Origin of the sequence: Agromyces sp. CF514 (genome assembly GCF_900113185.1) — a bacterium.
GTDB lineage: Bacteria > Actinomycetota > Actinomycetes > Actinomycetales > Microbacteriaceae > Agromyces.
In genome coordinates this window covers 600,680-617,043 of the sequence record NZ_FOZD01000002.1, presented here as the reverse complement: position 1 = coordinate 617,043, position 16,364 = coordinate 600,680, and the positions used below count along the sequence as shown (strand labels likewise).

Annotated in this window: 16 protein-coding genes; 6 read left to right on the top strand and 10 right to left on the bottom strand. The window is 70.2% G+C overall.

The window, feature by feature from the left end; genetic code table 11:
* The first annotated feature begins 34 nt into the window (after window positions 1–34).
* Window positions 35–1,207: a MalY/PatB family protein gene (locus BM342_RS15675; protein WP_092967797.1), complete on the top strand. Its 1,173-nt coding sequence runs from the start codon at window positions 35–37 to the stop codon at window positions 1,205–1,207.
* A gap of 168 nt (window positions 1,208–1,375) precedes the next feature.
* Here BM342_RS15675 and guaB read toward each other — a convergent pair whose 3' ends face one another.
* A complete protein-coding gene (gene guaB, locus BM342_RS15670) occupies window positions 1,376–2,878 on the bottom strand; it encodes an IMP dehydrogenase (RefSeq protein WP_092967795.1) in 1,503 nt (500 codons plus the stop codon).
* 376 nt (window positions 2,879–3,254) lie between these two features.
* On the opposite strand from guaB, the gene BM342_RS15665 reads away from it, so the two are divergent.
* The 4 genes from BM342_RS15665 to BM342_RS15650 all read left to right on the top strand — a co-directional run bounded on the left by BM342_RS15665 (window position 3,255) and on the right by BM342_RS15650 (window position 7,316).
* Window positions 3,255–4,538, top strand: coding sequence for a branched-chain amino acid ABC transporter permease (locus BM342_RS15665; protein WP_092967793.1), 1,284 nt, complete (start codon window positions 3,255–3,257; stop codon window positions 4,536–4,538).
* A 9-nt stretch (window positions 4,539–4,547) separates the two neighbouring features.
* Window positions 4,548–5,528, top strand: coding sequence for a branched-chain amino acid ABC transporter permease (locus tag BM342_RS15660; protein ID WP_092967791.1), 981 nt, complete (start codon window positions 4,548–4,550; stop codon window positions 5,526–5,528).
* Window positions 5,529–5,619: 91 nt separating this feature from the next.
* On the top strand, window positions 5,620–6,579 hold the full coding sequence (locus BM342_RS15655; protein WP_092968731.1) for an ABC transporter ATP-binding protein: 960 nt from the start codon (window positions 5,620–5,622) through the stop codon (window positions 6,577–6,579).
* A complete protein-coding gene (locus tag BM342_RS15650) occupies window positions 6,576–7,316 on the top strand; it encodes an ABC transporter ATP-binding protein (protein WP_092967789.1) in 741 nt (246 codons plus the stop codon). The genes BM342_RS15655 and BM342_RS15650 overlap by 4 nt, the downstream gene beginning before the upstream one ends.
* A gap of 606 nt (window positions 7,317–7,922) precedes the next feature.
* On the opposite strand, the gene BM342_RS15645 is transcribed toward BM342_RS15650, so the two are convergent.
* From BM342_RS15645 to groES, 3 genes are all read right to left on the bottom strand, one after another.
* Complete coding sequence (locus tag BM342_RS15645; protein WP_092967787.1) at window positions 7,923–9,209, bottom strand: ABC transporter substrate-binding protein; 1,287 nt, start codon at window positions 9,207–9,209, stop codon at window positions 7,923–7,925.
* A 313-nt stretch (window positions 9,210–9,522) separates the two neighbouring features.
* Window positions 9,523–10,455 (bottom strand): EamA family transporter RarD, encoded by a 933-nt coding sequence (gene rarD, locus BM342_RS15640; protein ID WP_092968730.1) that lies wholly within the window; start codon window positions 10,453–10,455, stop codon window positions 9,523–9,525.
* 165 nt (window positions 10,456–10,620) lie between these two features.
* Window positions 10,621–10,917, bottom strand: a complete 297-nt coding sequence (groES, locus tag BM342_RS15635; RefSeq protein WP_022889766.1) for a co-chaperone GroES — start codon at window positions 10,915–10,917, stop codon at window positions 10,621–10,623.
* A gap of 145 nt (window positions 10,918–11,062) precedes the next feature.
* Here groES and BM342_RS15630 point away from each other — a divergent pair, with 145 nt between their 5' ends.
* The gene (locus tag BM342_RS15630; protein ID WP_092967785.1) at window positions 11,063–12,271 is read left to right on the top strand and encodes a class I SAM-dependent methyltransferase; all 1,209 of its coding nucleotides are present in this window, start codon (window positions 11,063–11,065) and stop codon (window positions 12,269–12,271) included.
* Here BM342_RS15630 and BM342_RS15625 read toward each other — a convergent pair.
* The 6 genes from BM342_RS15625 to tsaB form a co-directional block, all read right to left on the bottom strand.
* Complete coding sequence (locus tag BM342_RS15625; protein WP_092967783.1) at window positions 12,262–12,792, bottom strand: DUF4190 domain-containing protein; 531 nt, start codon at window positions 12,790–12,792, stop codon at window positions 12,262–12,264. The two genes, BM342_RS15630 and BM342_RS15625, sit on opposite strands and share 10 nt — an antisense overlap.
* Before the next feature lie 2 nt (window positions 12,793–12,794).
* Complete coding sequence (locus BM342_RS15620) at window positions 12,795–13,475, bottom strand: DUF4190 domain-containing protein (protein ID WP_092967781.1); 681 nt, start codon at window positions 13,473–13,475, stop codon at window positions 12,795–12,797.
* Window positions 13,476–13,503: 28 nt separating this feature from the next.
* Window positions 13,504–13,953 (bottom strand): DUF4190 domain-containing protein, encoded by a 450-nt coding sequence (locus BM342_RS19685; protein ID WP_143109905.1) that lies wholly within the window; start codon window positions 13,951–13,953, stop codon window positions 13,504–13,506.
* Window positions 13,954–14,107: 154 nt separating this feature from the next.
* Complete coding sequence (tsaD, locus tag BM342_RS15605) at window positions 14,108–15,163, bottom strand: tRNA (adenosine(37)-N6)-threonylcarbamoyltransferase complex transferase subunit TsaD (RefSeq protein ID WP_092967775.1); 1,056 nt, start codon at window positions 15,161–15,163, stop codon at window positions 14,108–14,110.
* Entirely contained in the window at window positions 15,160–15,741 is a 582-nt protein-coding gene (gene rimI / locus BM342_RS15600) for a ribosomal protein S18-alanine N-acetyltransferase (RefSeq protein ID WP_092967773.1), read from the bottom strand. The genes tsaD and rimI overlap by 4 nt, the downstream gene beginning before the upstream one ends.
* Window positions 15,738–16,358, bottom strand: coding sequence for a tRNA (adenosine(37)-N6)-threonylcarbamoyltransferase complex dimerization subunit type 1 TsaB (gene tsaB, locus BM342_RS15595; RefSeq protein WP_092967771.1), 621 nt, complete (start codon window positions 16,356–16,358; stop codon window positions 15,738–15,740). Before tsaB ends, rimI begins: the two co-directional genes overlap by 4 nt.
* Window positions 16,359–16,364 lie beyond the last annotated feature (6 nt).

Here is a 16,364-nt window from a genome sequence, read left to right as displayed (position 1 = left end):
AGCGCGCGCCGCGGAGATGGAGCATGCTGGAGGCATGCAGAGCCTGCACCGCATCGAAGCCGACCCGATCGACCTGCTGCGCACGCGCACGAGCGCGAAGTGGCGCTCGTACGACGCCGACGTGCTGCCGCTGCCGGTCGCCGAGATGGACTACCCGCTCGCCGAGCCGATCGCGAACGCCCTGCACCGGGCGATCGACCGCTCCGACACGGGGTACAACGCCGGGCCCGACGCCGTCGCGCAGGCGTTCCAAGGCTTCGCCGCGGCACGCTTCGGCTGGGAGCTCGATCCCACGCGCGTGACCTGCACGGCCGACGTGTCGATGGGCCTCGTCGAGGTGCTGCGGCAGGTGATCGCACCCGGCGATCGCGTGATCGTGACCTCGCCGATCTACCCGCCGTTCTTCGACCTCGTCACCGAGGCCGGCGGCGTCGTGGCCGAGATCCCGATGAGCGGCGGCATCCGAGACGGCTGGTCGCTCGACCTCGACGCGATCGAGGCGGCCTTCGCCTCCGGCGTGCGCGCGATGCTGCTCTGCAACCCGCACAACCCGATCGGCTGGGTGCCGACCCGCGACGACCTCGCGCCCCTCGCCGAGCTCGCCGCCGCATTCGGCGCGACCGTCGTGAGCGACGAGGTGCACGGCCCGCTCGCGCAGCCCGCGACGCCCTACACGCCGTTCCTCACGGTGTCGGATGCCGCGCGCGAGCACGGGGTCGCCGTCACCGCGGCGACCAAGGCGTTCAACATCGCCGGGCTGAAGGCCGCACTCATCATCACCGCGAGCGAGCGGGGCGACCGCCTCCGCGCCACGATGCCCTACGAGGTGTCGTGGCGCATGAGCCAGTTCGGCTCGATCGCGACCGTCGCCGCCTTCGCCGACGGCGGGCCGTGGCTCGACGGCGTGCTCGGCAGCCTCGACGACAATCGGCGACTGCTCGCCGACCTGCTCGCCGAGGAGCTGCCCGGCGTCGGCTACCGGATTCCGGATGCCACCTACCTCGCGTGGCTCGACCTCTCGGCTCTCGGCTGGGGCGACGACCCAGCGGCCGTCGCCCTCGAACGGGCGAAGGTCGCCCTCATGAGCGGACCCGCGTTCGGCGCCGAGGTCGGACGCGGGCACGCGCGCCTCAACTTCGCCTGCTCGCCCGAGGTGCTCGGCGAGGCGATCACGCGACTGGCCGACGCTCGCTCGCCGGTCGAGTAGGCGCGCCAGCGCCGTATCGAGACCAGTCGCGGCGCTGGCACGCCGGCGCTTCGCGGCCGCGGGGCTCGCGTCATGCACACTTCCGCCGTACGCGCCGCGACGCTACGGCTGCCGCCTTTCTGCAGGAAGTGCGTCGCTCCGCGCCACACTGACCTGCAGCGCTGACCGTCAGCGCTTGTAGTTCGGCGCCTCGACGACGATCTGCACGTCGTGCGGGTGCGACTCCTTGAGCCCCGCAGCCGTGATGCGCACGAACTTGCCCTTCGCCTTGAGCTCGGCGATGGTGCGGCCGCCGACGTAGAACATCGACTGGCGCAGCCCGCCGATGAGCTGGTGCGTCACCGCCGCGACGGAACCGCGGTAGGCGACCTGGCCCTCGATGCCCTCGGGGATCAGCTTGTCGTCGCTCGGCACGTCGGCCTGGAAGTAGCGGTCCTTCGAGTACGAGGTGTTCTTGCCGCGCGTCTGCATGGCCCCGAGCGAGCCCATGCCGCGGTAGAGCTTGAACTGCTTGCCGCCCTGGAACACCACGTCGCCGGGCGACTCGTCGGTGCCCGCGAGCAGCGAACCGATCATGACGGTGTCGGCACCCGCGACCAGCGCCTTCGCGATGTCGCCCGAGTACTGCAGGCCCCCGTCGGCGATGATCGGCACGCCGGCCTCGCGCGCGGCGAGGTACGACTCGTAGATCGCGGTGATCTGGGGCACGCCGACGCCCGCGACGATGCGGGTGGTGCAGATCGAACCCGGGCCGACGCCGACCTTGACGGCGTCGACGCCCGCGTCGATGAGCGCCTGCGCGCCCTCGCGGGTGGCCGCCTGGCCGCCGATCACGTCGATGTGCGCGAACGTGGGGTCGGACTTGATGCGACGCACCATCTCGATGACGCCCGCGGAGTGGCCGTTGGCGGTGTCGACGACGATCACGTCGACGCCTGCATCGCGCAGCGCCTCGGCGCGCTCCCATGCGTCGCCGAAGAAGCCGATCGCGGCGCCGACGCGCAGGCGGCCCTCGCTGTCCTTCGTGGCGTTCGGGTACTGCTCGGACTTGTCGAAGTCCTTCACCGTGATGAGGCCCGTGAGGCGTCCGTCGTCGTCGACGAGGGGCAGCTTCTCGACCTTGTGCTTCGCGAAGATCGCGAGGGCCTCGTCGGGGTTCATTCCGACCCTGCCCGTGATGAGCGGCGCCTTCGTCATGACGTCGGCGACCTTCGTGCTCGACTTCTCGAACTCGGAGACGAACCGCATGTCGCGGTTCGAGATGATGCCGACGAGGATGCCGCCCTCGTCGACCACGGGCAGGCCGCTGACCCGGTAGGTCGCGCACAGCGCGTCGACCTCGGCCACGGTCGCGTCGGGCGTCGTCGTGACGGGGTTGGAGACCATGCCCGACTCGCTGCGCTTGACGCGGTCGACCATGTCGGCCTGGTCGGCGATCGAGAGGTTGCGGTGCAGGATGCCGATGCCGCCCTGCCTGGCCATGGCGATCGCCATCCGCGCCTCGGTCACGGTGTCCATGGCCGCCGACAGCAGCGGAGTGGCCACCGTGATGCGACGCGTGAGGCGCGAGCTCGTGTCGGCCTCGCTCGGGATGACGTCGGTGGGCCCGGGCAGCAGCAGCACGTCGTCGTACGTGAGTCCGATGAATCCGAACGGATCGTGCTGTTCCATGTGGGGCGCCCCTTTTATCGCGTGGTCGGCATCGAAGTGCACCGCCGGCGCGAAGGGCCTTGCACGGTGTCTACCGAGTCTAATCGAGGCGGCGCTGAGAGTATTCCCCGCGCGCATCCGCGCCCGGGGGCGCACACGCGCGTGCGCGCGAGCGGTGCACGCAGGTCTCGTGCGCGGTATCCCCCTCGGACCGCATTTCCGTTGCGTTTCTCACGATTCGGCTGCGGTTCCCGAACGTGGGGGATGCGAAACACGGACGACACACTACGCTCATAACGTCTCCTTCACGGTCGATGGGACTCCTGTCGCCGTGGTGTCCCAACCTGGAGGTTTCGTGAGATCCCCATCCCCTGTCGTCGCGTACCCGCCCGGGCGCATGATCCGACTGATCGGCGTGTTCCTCGCCGTCGTCGCGGTCCTGCTCGGCGTCCTCGCACTGTCCGCATCACCGGCCATGGCCGCCGAGGGCGATCCGTATCGCATCAGCGGCAACGTCCAACTCGACGGAGAGCCGCTCGAAGGCGTGAAGCTCACGATCGACGGTCCGGGCGGTGAGCAAGAGGTCGAGACCGACGAGAACGGCCAGTGGAAGGTGAGCGTCCCCGAGAAGGACGACTACACCGTGACGCTCGACGAGGACACCCTGCCCGAGGGCATCGCGGTCGTCGACCCCGAAGACGACAGCCCGAACGAGAAGGAGGTCACGGTGGGCGCCGGTGGGCGCGTGACCGTCAACTTCTTCATCGGCGAGGGCGAGCGCAACGTCACGAGCATCTGGGACCAGTTCATCCAGCGCTTCGTGCAGGGCATCAACTTCGGCCTGATGCTCGCACTCGCGGCGGTCGGCCTCTCGCTCGTGTTCGGCACGACGGGCATCTCCAACTTCGCGCACGGCGAGATGGTCACGTTCGGCGCGGTCGCGGCGTCCTTCCTGGTGAGCGCGGGGTCCATGGCGCTGCCGCTCTGGATCGGCCTCCCGCTCGCCGTCGTCCTGAGCGCGGGTCTCGGGCTCCTGCTCGACGTGATCCTGTGGCGACCACTGCGGCGCAAGCGCGTCGGCGTCGTGCAGCTCATGATCGTGAGCATCGGCCTCTCGCTCGCCATGCGCTACACCTTCCAGTTCTTCATCGGCGGCGGCACGACCCAGCTGCCCTACGCGACGGCACCGAAGATGTCGTTCGGACCGATCCAGCTGAGCGGCATCGACATCGCGTCGATCGCGATCTCGATCATCGTGATCGTCGGCTTCGCGATCTGGCTCACGAGCTCCCGGCTCGGCAAGGCCACGCGCGCCATCAGCGACAACCCGTCCCTCGCATCGGCATCCGGCATCGACGTCGACCACGTCGTGCGCGTGGTCTGGATCATCGCAGGCGCGCTCGCGGGCCTCGCCGGCATCCTGTACGCGTACTACCGACCGGGCATCAAGTGGGACATGGGCGCGCAGGTGCTGCTGCTCATGTTCGCCGCGGTCACCCTCGGCGGTCTCGGCACGGCTTATGGCGCCCTCATCGGCTCGCTCATCGTGGGCGTGATCGTCGAGGTGTCCGGCCTCTGGATCCCCGACGACCTCAAGTACGCGGGTGCTCTCGTCATCCTCATCGTCATCCTGCTGTTCCGGCCACAGGGCATCCTGGGCCGACGAGAGAGAATCGGTTAGGCGCGCATCATGGACTGGATTCAGATCTTCTCCAATACGGCATCGTCGATCCTCAGCCCCGCCACGATCGGCTACGCACTGGCGGCCCTCGGCCTCGCGGTGCACTTCGGATACGCCGGCCTGCTCAACATGGGCATCGCGGGCTTCATGGCCATCGGCGCCTACGGCTACGCGATCTCGATTCTGACGTTCGACCTGCCCTGGTGGCTGGCGGCGATGATCGGCCTGGCGGCTGCCGCGGTGTTCGCCCTCATCCTCGGTGTGCCGACCCTGCGACTGCGAGGCGACTACCTCGCGATCGTGACGATCGCGGCGGCCGAGGTCGTCAGGCTCCTGTTCCTGACGACGGCGTTCGACGAGGTCACGGGTTCCGCCGACGGACTCAGCGGCTACCACCAGAGCTTCCGCGCCTCGAACCCGATCCCCGAAGGCACGTACGGGTTCGGCCCGTGGGTCTACAACGCGAACGACTGGTGGGTCCGCATCCTCGGCCTGGCCACGCTCGCGATCGCCGTGCTCGTCGTCTGGATGCTCATGCGCAGTCCCTGGGGCCGCGTGCTCAAGGGCATCCGCGAAGACGAAGACGCCGTGCGCGCCCTCGGCAAGAACGCATTCGCCTACAAGCTGCAGGCGCTCGTGCTCGGCGGTGTCCTCGCCGCAGCGGGCGGCATCGTCTACGCGCTGCCCTCCGCGGTCAGCCCCGGCGTCTACGTGACCTCGCTCACGTTCTTCGTCTGGACGGCCCTGCTGCTGGGCGGCGCGGCGACGGTCTTCGGCCCGCTGCTCGGCTCGCTCATCTTCTGGGTCCTGCAGACCTTCCTCAGCAACTTCCTGCCCGCACTCGTGCAGGCCGGCGTGCTGCCGTTCATGACGCAGATCCAGGCGGGCACGCTGCGCTTCATCCTCGTGGGTGTCGCGCTGATGCTGCTCGTGATCTTCATGCCGCAGGGCCTCCTCGGCAACAAGAAGGAGCTGACCTTTGTCAAGTGAGATCCCGGCTCCCACCGAGCCCACGACGACGGATGCCGCGGCCGACACCTCGACCGCATCGGCGCCCGTCGCCCGCCCCAAGTCGACGGGCCTGCACGTCGGAGACGCCAAGCCCGGCGTGGCCAAGGTCGACCCGATCATCGTGGTCGACGGCGTGCGCCGCACCTTCGGCGGCCTCACGGCCGTCGACGTCGAGCACCTCGAGATCCCGCGAGGGGTCATCACGGCCCTCATCGGCCCGAACGGCGCCGGAAAGACCACGCTGTTCAACCTGTTAACCGGGTTCGACAAGCCCAATGAGGGCGCCTGGACCTTCGACGGCCGCTCGATCTCGGGCGTGCCCGCGTTCAAGATGGCCCGAATGGGCCAGGTGCGCACGTTCCAGCTGACCAAGGCCCTCGGCCTGCTCACGGTGCTCGACAACATGAAGCTCGGCGCCAAGGGCCAGCGCGGAGAACGGTTCTGGCAGAGCCTGATCCCTGCAGCCTGGCGCGGGCAGGACACCCAGATCGAGAAGCGCGCGATGGAGCTGCTCGCCAAGTTCAAGCTCGACACGAAGGCCCCCGACTTCGCCGCGAGCCTGTCGGGCGGTCAGCGCAAGCTGCTCGAGATGGCGCGGGCGCTCATGAGCGAGCCCAAGCTCGTGATGCTCGACGAGCCGATGGCCGGCGTCAACCCGGCGCTCACGCAGTCGCTGCTCGACCACATCCTCGATCTGAAGGACGAGGGCATGACCGTGCTCTTCGTCGAGCACGACATGCACATGGTCCGCCACATCGCGGACTGGGTCGTCGTCATGGCCGAGGGCCGCGTGGTCGCCGAAGGCGACCCGTACACCGTCATGCAGGATCCCGCCGTCATCGACGCCTACCTCGGTGCGCACCAGGAGCTCGACCTCGGCGTCGTGACCGGTCGTGTGACCGCAGAGGAGGCCGACCCGACGACGGATGCCTCCGCATCCGTGTCGGTCGACGCGGAAGACCTCGCGAACGCGGGCATCGCCGAGGCCGAGGCGGAGTTCGGAGCCGACAGCAAGGAGAAGGACCAGTGAGCAACGCGACTGCGACCAGCACGCCCGTCGTCTTCATCGACGACGTGCACGCCGGCTACCTGCCCGGGGTCAACATCCTGAACGGATGCTCCCTCGTCGCCGAACAGGGCGAGCTCATCGGCATCATCGGCCCGAACGGCGCCGGCAAGTCGACGCTGCTCAAGGCGATCTTCGGCCAGGTCAACATCCGACAGGGCACGGTCTCGCTCGAGGGCGAGGACATCACGGGCCTCAAGGCGAACAAGCTGGTGGCACGAGGCGTCGGGTTCATCCCCCAGACGAACAACGTGTTCCCGAGCCTGACCATCGAGGAGAACCTGCAGATGGGGCTCTTCCAGGCCCCCGGCATGTACAAGGAACGCCTCGAGTTCGTCACGGGCATCTTCTCGGAGCTCGGCAAGCGCCTGAAGCAGCGCGCCGGGTCGCTCTCGGGCGGTGAGCGCCAGATGGTCGCCATGAGCCGCGCGCTCATGATGGACCCGAAGGTGCTGCTGCTCGACGAGCCCTCGGCCGGCCTGTCGCCCGTGCGACAGGACGAGGCGTTCATCCGGGTGTCCGAGATCAACAAGGCGGGCGTGACCTGCATCATGGTCGAGCAGAACGCTCGTCGATGCCTGCAGATCTGCGACCGCGGCTATGTGCTCGACCAGGGCCGCGACGCCTACACGGGCACCGGTCGTGAACTGCTGAACGACCCGAAGGTCACCGAGCTCTACCTCGGAACACTCGGCAAGTAGCCGGCAGCCGCACCGAACGGGCGGGTCCTCGCGAGCGCGAGGGCCCGCCCGTTTCGTGTGCCGCATGACATCCGGCTCGGCTCGGCTCGGCTCGGCTCGCAGGGCTTGCCGAACGAGCGCCCGATCGAGGTTCCCGCCCCTTCGAACGTGCTCGGCACGTACCGTTCGAGCGGTGCCCGCCGCACCTGGCGAGCGACGCAGCGCGACACCGCGCGTGCGCTCAGGCCCCAGCGATCGCGTCCTGCTGTCTCACCGCGCTCGGAGAGATCGGCCCCGTGACCGGTGCGCGAGACGGGCGCGAACGTCCCGCCCGAACGGGACGCCGGCGCAGCAGGGCCAGGGCCGCAGGGCCGGCTGCTGCGCCCTCCGAGTGCCGCCCGCGAGGGCGCTCGGGTCACGCCAGCGTGCGTGCCGGACGGCAAGGCCGCCGTGAAGACGCACGCGTGACCCTTCGCGCGGGCTCGGCGCATTGGCACGAACGTCGACACCGCACGTCGACACCGCGTGGCGAGCTGGTGGTGCTCGGCCGAGCACCACCAGGGGACACGAAAGGGCCCCGGTCCGAAGACCGGGGCCCTTCCGTGTTCGGGTCGGACTGAGTCGGACTCAGCCCTCGTACGCGACGTAGTTGTTGTCGTCGCCGTACTGGTAGATGCCGATCGACGCCTCGGTCGGGTCGCCGACCTCGTCGAAGGTGATCGGGCCCGAGATGCCGTCGTAGTCGGCCGTGCCGCCACCGACGATGATGTCCGCGCACTCTGCGTACGTGGAGCACTTCTCGCCGTCGCCCGAGCCGCCGGAGACCTCGATGAGCTTCTCTGCGATGTCGGCCGGGTCGGTCGAGTTCGCAGCGAGCGATGCGAGGGCCAGCAGCACCGTGGCGTCGAAGGACTCGGCAGCGTAGCTGTAGTCCTCGAGTGCCGGGGTGCCTTCTTCTTCGAGGAACGCGTCGAGCTCACCGGTGAAGTCCGAGATCGAGTCGATCGTCAGACCCGGCAGCGTGCCCTTGGCGCCCGTGAGGGAGCCGGCGGGGAACGCGTCGGCGAAGTTCTTCAGGTTGCCGTCGACGAAGTAGAGCTTGTCGGCCGGGAACGCCCCGAAGAGGCTGGGGAGGATGGTCGAGACCTCGTCGAACGTCACCAGTGCGATGGCGTCGGGGTCGGCCGCGAGGACCTCGCTGACCTGTGCGTCGAACGTCGTGTCACCCGTGTTGTACGTGGGTGCTGCGACGACCTCGCCACCGGCGGCCTCGAAGGCCTCGGTGATGTACTTCGCGAGGCCGGTGCCGTACGAGTCGTTCAGCACGATGAGGCCGAGCGTCTGGTTGCCGTCTTCGGCGATCAGGTTGCCGAGGACCTCGCCCTGGAGCACGTCGGACGGAGCCGTACGGAAGTACAGGCCGTTGTCGTCGTACGTGGTGAACGCGTCGGACGTGTTCGCCGGCGAGAACTGGATGACGCCCGCACCGACGACCTGGTCGATGAACTGGAGCGAGGTGCCCGACGACGCGGCGCCGATGATGGCGGAGACGTCTTCGCCGAGGAGGCGGGGAATCTCGGTCTCGTAGGCCTTGTTGTCGGTGTCGCCCGAGTCGCCGTAGACGACGTCGAGGGTCAGCCCGGTGTCGGCCGTCGCGGCGTTGATCTGCGACGTCGCGTAGGCGACGCCGGCCTCTTCGGGCGGGCCGAGGAAGGCCAGGTTGCCGGTCTGGGGCAGGGCCGTGCCGATGGTGAGGGCCAGCTCGTCGCGCTGGCCCGAGCCGCCGTCCGATCCGGAATCGGTCTCGCCGCTCGCGCAGGCGGAGAGGAGGAGGGCGCTCGTCGCGGCGACCGCGACCCCTGCCCAGACCTTGCCGCGCGAACGAGCGGGTCGGGACGTGCCGAATACGCTCATGTTGCTCCTTGGGACTGAAGGAAATGTTTCAAACCAGCGGGCTGAGGCTCGCCGTTCTGTCACAGTATTCGGCGAGCGGCCCCGTGCAAAGGAATCCCGGTCACAACCCGATAACACTGTCCGAAGTGTTACCTCACCGTCACAATTCGACCGTCTCGGGGCCTTTTCACGCAGGATTCCACCGTCTGCGCGGGGATCGACGGCCCCGATTCGGGGGTGACGCGCCCAGCAGTCCGGTCGGCGGGCGGGCGCCGCGCCGCCGGCCCCGAGCTGCGCGAGCCGGCGCGAACGGCCGCCACGCGGCATCCGTCGCTCAGGTCAGGTCGACGACCTGGCGCCTCGCCGCGCGCGCACCGCGCACGAGGTCGAAGGTCAGCACGACGAGCGCGAGCCAGACGAGTCCGAAGCCCACCCAGCGTTCGGCGGGCATCGGCTCCTGCAGCACCACGACGCCGACGATGAACTGGATGAAGGGGGCGAAGTACTGGATGAACCCCATGTAGATGAGCGGCAGGCGGCGGGCCGCCGCCGCGAACAGGAGCAGCGGCACCGCGGTGGCCGCTCCAGCGCAGAGCAGGAGCACCGCATGCCACGTGCCCGAGCTGCCGAGGGTGAGGCCCGTCGTCGAGCCGACCACGATGAGGATGACGGCGGCGATCGGAGTGAGCCAGGCCGTCTCGAGCGTGAGCCCCGAAACGGCGTCGACCTTCGGGCCCACGCGCTTCTTGATGAGTCCGTACGTGCCGAACGAGAACGCGAGCACGAGCGCGATCCACGGCAGTTGGCCGTAGCCGATGGCGAGCACCACGACCGCGACGATCGAGATGCCGACCGCGACCCACTGGGTCGTGTTCAGGCGTTCGCGCAGCACGAGCACGCCCAGGAACACCGTGACGATCGGGTTGATGAAGTAGCCCAGCGCCGCTTCGACCACCTGGCCGGAGACGGTCGCGTAGACGTAGGTCTGCCAGTTGACGTAGATGAGCGCACCGGCGAGGCCCATGGTGAGCACGATGCGCCGGTCGCCGAGCAGCGCGACGAACGGCCGCCACGCGCGCGTCGCGGTGAGCAGCAGCGCGCAGAAGACGAGCGAGAGCACGACGCGCCATCCGACGATCTCGAACGGCCCGGACGGCGCGAGCGCGATGAAGTAGATCGGCAGGAACCCCCAGAGCACGTACGAGCCGATCGCGTATGCGAGGCCGGGCCGGCTGAGCCCGCTGCCCGTCGAGGCGGTGTCGGCGATCGCGGGTTCGGTGCTGGAGCTCACCGGTCAACCGTACGCCCGCCCGCCGACCCGACGACGCTGCGCGACTGCCGTCCTCCGACGAGATCCCGCCGCAGACGAGGCCCGCAGACGCGACGAGGCCCGGATGCCGTCTGGCATCCGGGCCTCGGAAGTGCGGGTCGACTAGCGGACGACGACCGCGAGCACGTCGCGAGCCGACAGCACGAGGAAGTCCTCGCCGCCGAACTTGACCTCGGTGCCGCCGTACTTCGAGTAGATCACCTTGTCGCCGACGGCGACGTCGAGCGGAACGCGGTTGCCGTTGTCGTCGATGCGGCCGGGGCCCACTGCCACGACCTCGCCCTCCTGGGGCTTCTCCTTGGCGGTGTCGGGGATGACCAGACCGGAAGCGGTGGTCTGCTCGGCCTCGACCTGCTTGATGACGATGCGATCCTCGAGCGGCTTGATGGAAACCGACACGGTTGACCTCTTTCTTGATGAAGGACTGTCTTCAGAAGACTGATTAGCAGCCTCAGAGCGAGAGTGCTAAAGCGAGTCTAGGCGCGATTTGGCACTCGTGCAACGTGAGTGCCAACGCCGAGGGGCAGGGTGCTAGCGTGGCCGGGTGGACCGCTCCGAGCTCGTCGAACTCCTCTCTCCCGAAGGGCTGCGACTGCTCGACTCGCTGCCCGAATGGCACGCCAAGACCGACATCGTCGCCGTCGTGTCCGACCTGCGGCGCCAGGGCCACTCCCCCTCGCTCGTGGCCGCGGTGCTCACGCAGTCCAAGCTCCGCGCCAAGGCCCGCGGCAAGTTCGGCGAGTTCGCCGAGCGCATGCTCTTCACCGAGGCGGGCCTCGAACAGGCCACCAGGCTGCAGGTGGCCGCCCTGCACGCGGGTCGGTTCGCCCGCGCAGGCATCCGTCACGTCGCCGACCTCGGCTGCGGCATCGGCGGCGACTCGCTCGCGCTCTCCGCCGTCGACCTCGAGGTCACCGCCGCCGAGGCCGACGAGGTCACCGCGACGATCGCCGCGTTCAACCTGGCCCCCTTCGAGCAGGCGCGCGTGCTGCACACCACCGCCGAAGAGGTGCACCTCGGCGGCATCGGCGGCGCGTGGCTCGACCCCGCGCGTCGGGTCACGAGCGGCGGGCGCACGCGCAGGCTCGCGGATGCCGCGGACTACACGCCGAGCCTCGACTTCGCGTTCGGACTGGCCGACCGCATGGCCGTCGGGGTCAAGCTCGGCCCCGGCACCGATCGCGGCGTGATCCCGGCCGGCGCCGAGGCGCAGTGGGTCTCGGTCGGCGGCGACGTCGTCGAGCTCGGGGTCTGGTTCGGCCAGGTCGCGCGCCCCGGCATCCGCCGCGCGGCGCTCGTCGTCGGCGAGCGCGGCGCCGACGAGCTCACCGCCGCCGCCGACAGCGAGGACGCACCCGTCGGACCGCTCGGCGAGTACCTCTACGAGCCCGACGGGGCCGTGATCCGCGCCCGGCTCATCGGCGACCTCGCGCGCGCGCACGGCGCGTGGATGCTCTCGGAGGGCATCGCGTACCTCACGGGCGACACCGCGTTCGACTCCCCGTTCGCGCAGGGATTCCGGGTGATCGAGCGCCTGCCGGTCGATGAACGCCAACTGCGACAGGCGCTGCGCGCGCGCAGCATCGGCACGCTCGAGATCAAGAAGCGCGGCATCGACGTCGACCCCGCGGTGCTTCGCACGAAGCTCAAGCTGCAGGGCGAGGCATCCGCGACGCTCGTGCTGACCCGTGAAGAGGGGCGCCACGTGGCACTGCTCGTCGAGCGGCTGCCCCGCGGCGGCGCTCAGATCTGAAGCGTGCCGAACACGATCGCGTAGTAGCCGATCCAGACGGCCGAGAACACGAGTCCGCCGACTCCGGTGCCGATCGCGACGAACGCGAGCGTGCGCCCCGTCTCCTCGCGCCGCAGACCGAGCACGCCGAAGATGATCGCGACGATCGAGAGGGGCAGCATCCACCCGACGAAGAGCGAAGCCGCCGCGCCGATCACGCCCAGGACGGCACCGACCCAGCTGTAGACCCGCCGCTGGGTCTCCTCTTCTTCGACCTCTTCGGATGCCTCGGCGAACGCCTCGGGTCGGTGCACGATGAGCAGCTGACCCGTCGGGACGGTGCGCAGCTCACCGGTGTCGAGCGGCATGTCCCACTGGCGCGGCGCGACGGCCATCGGCAGGGTCACCCCATCGGTCGACGGCGCGGCGGCCCGGAGCGCCGACTCGTCGATGGGCGGCCGCGCCGGTTCGGTCCCGGATGCCTCGGGCGAGGCATCCGGGACCGGACCGGGTCGCGGTGGTTCAGCGGGCAGGTCGGTCACGGTCAGTAGTAGTAGACCGAGTTCGACGCGGAGGCGAAGATGATCGCCCAGAACAGCAACGAGATGAGGCCGATCGCGACGCCGACGAACCCGAGGATGATGCCGGTGAGCCACATGCCCTTCGCCGCGGGCTCGCGCTTGCGGCCGATGAAGCCGAGCACGACTGCGGCGGCCGGGATGAGCAGCTGCATGATGCCGCCGACGAAGGGGATGAACACCACGAAGAAGCCCACGAGGCCCACGATTCCCGCGATGAGCGAGATGAGGCTGTACACGGGCGTGGGCTTCGCGGGCGCACCCGACTGATAGGCGTTGGCAGCCGGGGCCGCCGCCGGAGCACCGTACGCGGGAGCCGCGGCGGGCGGCACCGCTGCACCGTAGGCGGGAGGCGCCGAGGGTGCGCCGCCGTAGGGCGGCTGGGCGGCAGGCGGCGCCACGGGCGCGCCGTAGGCCGGCGGTGCGGGCGGAGCCGGCGGTGCGGGCGGCGCCGGAGGCTCGGGCGCAGCCGGCGTCGTCGGCGCGCCGGGAACCTCTGGCACGCTCGGAACCTCGGGCACGTCGGGCGTGGACGCCGCAGCCTCGGACGGCGTGGATGCAGCGGCCCCGGGCGCCGCGGCCGCAGCGTCGGGACCGCCGGGGGCCTTCGCGTCGGCCCCGTCGGCCGGAGGGTTCGGATCGCTCATGGTTCGACCTTTCGTGAGGGGAGGCGGATCAGTACGTGCTGTAGGAGTCGTACGACGCCGCGATCGCGATGAGCACGATGAACACGATCGTGAGGATGATCGAGATCACGAGGCCGATGTACCCGATCACGAGGCCGGCGACGGCCATGCCGCGGCCCTGCTCGGCGGTCTTCTTGATCTGGCTGATCGAGATGTGGCCGCAGACGATGCCGACGAGGAAGCCGATGCCCGTGAAGAAGCCCACGAGCGAGGCGACGAGCGAGACGATCGCGAGCACGTTGGTCTTGGCCGGCGTCGGTGCGCCGTAGGCGGGCGCCGAGGCGTCGTAGGCGGGTGCGCCGTACGCGGGCGCAGCCGGAGCCGCGGGCGCAGCCGGAGCCGCGGGGGCCGTGTACGCGGGCGGGGCAGGCGGTGCGGGAGGCGCTGCCGGAACCTCGGGCGTCGGGTCGGACTGGTTGGGAAGGTTCGGATCGCTCACGGTGATCTCCTCGATGCTGTACCGGCCACGATGGGACAACCGTGTCGGCTCGAATGCGTGCAGGAGCGACATCCGCCCCCGTTCGCCACTTTAGCGCTGTCGCAGGATCGAGCACACCCCATGCCGCCGACCGCATGGCGCGGTCGGGCGCGGCTCAGGCGACCTGGATCTCGGTCGCCGGCAGCGTCGAGTCGGCGCCGAACGCGAGTCCCGACGGGTCGTGCCCGGCCATGATGAGCTGCGACCCGAGCGCGGCGATCATCGCCCCGTTGTCGGTGCAGAGCGAGAGCGGCGGGACGCGCAGCGCTACGCCCGCGGCATCCGCCCGCTCCTGCGCGAGCTCGCGGAGACGGGCGTTGGCGACCACGCCGCCGCCGAGCAGCAGGCGCGGCACCCCGAGCTCGGTGCATGCGGCGATCGCCTTGGTCACGAGCACGTCGGCGACGGCCTCGCGGAAGCTCGCGGCGACATCGGCGACGGGCACGGGCTCGCCGGCCGCCTCGCGCTGCTCGACCCAGCGCGCCACCGCGGTCTTCAGGCCCGAGAAGCTGAAGTCGTAGCGATGCGCCGCCTGGTCCTTCGGCTGTGTGAGGCCTCGCGGGAAGCGGATCGCGTTCGGGTCGCCGCCGATCGCGGCGCGGTCGATCTCGGGCCCGCCCGGGTAGGGCAGCCCGAGCACGCGCGCGACCTTGTCGAAGGCCTCGCCCGCGGCATCGTCGATCGTCTCGCCCAGCAGCTCCACGTCCGAGACGAGGTCGCGCACGAGCAGCAGCGAGGTGTGCCCGCCGGACACCAGCAACGCGACCGTGGGCGTCTCGAGGGGCGCCTCGGCATCGAGCAGGTCGGCGCCGACGTGTCCGACGAGGTGGTTGACGGCGTAGATCGGCTTCTCGAGCGCGAGCGCGAGCGCCTTGGCCGCGCCGACGCCGACCATGAGCGCTCCGGCGAGGCCGGGTCCGCTGGTGACGGCCACGGCGTCGAGCTCGTCGAGGGAGACTCCGGATGCCTCGAGCGCGGCCTCGATGCTCGGCCCGAGCGCCTCGAGGTGGGCGCGGGCCGCGACCTCGGGCACGACGCCGCCGTAGCGCGCGTGCTCGTCCATCGACGAGGCGATGACGTTCGCGAGCAGCTCGGTGCCGCGGACGATGCCGATGCCGGTCTCGTCGCACGAGGTCTCGATGCCGAGCACGAGGGGGGCTTCGCGGTTCATCTCGCTCCTCCGGCGGGCGACGCGGGGTTCGCCGGCTTCGATGCGGGCCCGGATGCCGCGGGGCGGCCGTGCCGGGCGCCGCTTCCGCCCGCGGCGGGCTGCGCCACCGCCTCGGGCACGTCGAGCCGCATGCTGATCGCATCGACGCCGTCGGGCTGGTAGTAGCCCTTGCGCACCCCGATCTCGACGAAGCCGAGCGACTCGTAGAGCGCCTTGGCGATCGGGTTGTCGGCGCGCACCTCGAGGAAGACCCGCGAGACGTGCACGCGGCGGGCGTGCGTGATGAGCGCGTGCATGAGGCCGCGCCCGAGCCCGACGCCGCGTGTGAACGGTGCGACCGCGATGGTCTGCACGTCGGCGTCGCCCGTGCCCGCCGGGGCATACAGGCCCGCATACCCCATGAGGCGCCGTTCGGGCTCGGCCTCCTCGTCGACGGCGACGAGGTAGTAGCCGTGCTCGCCCGAGATCTCGGCCCGCATCAGGTCCTCGGACCAGGCGTCGGTGATGAACGTCGCGCGCTCGAGCAGCATGATCGCATCGACGTCGGAAAGGCGCGCGCGCCGCATGAACACGCTCATCGCAGCACGCGCTTCCCGGCGGAGGGCGTCACGTCGGGCGCCCTGAGGTAGAGCGGCGCGTCGCCCGTGAGCGGCAGGCGCCCGGCGGCGAAGGCCAGCTCGGCGACCATGCCGATGCCGCCTGCAGAGACGATGGCGGCGTCGAGGCGCGTGCCCGTGCGCTCGGGCACGTCGTCACGAGGGTGCAGGGCAGGCCCGTGCACGCGGATCGGCAGCCCGTCGGCATCGAGGCCGTCGTACGCGGACACCGCGAACTCGCGGCGGCGAGCGTCGGTCACGACCTGCATCGGGCCCGAACCACCGTCGCGGTACCACGTGAACGCCACTGCGTCGTGGCTCACCACGGGCACGAAGGGCTTGCGGATGCCGACCGCGAACGCGTGCGCCGCGGCGATGCCGACGCGCAGACCGGTGAACGGCCCCGGCCCCATGCCGGCGGCGACGCCCGAGAGCCGGCCCGGCCGGACGTGCGCGAACTCGAGCGCCTCGCGGATGAGTTCGCCAACGACCTCGGCGTGCCGCATGGTGTCGGCCGTGCCGACCTCGGCGATCACCCCGGCGTCGTGGTCGACGACGGCGACGCTCGTGCCCGTCGAGGTGTCGATCGCGAGCAGCATGGTCCA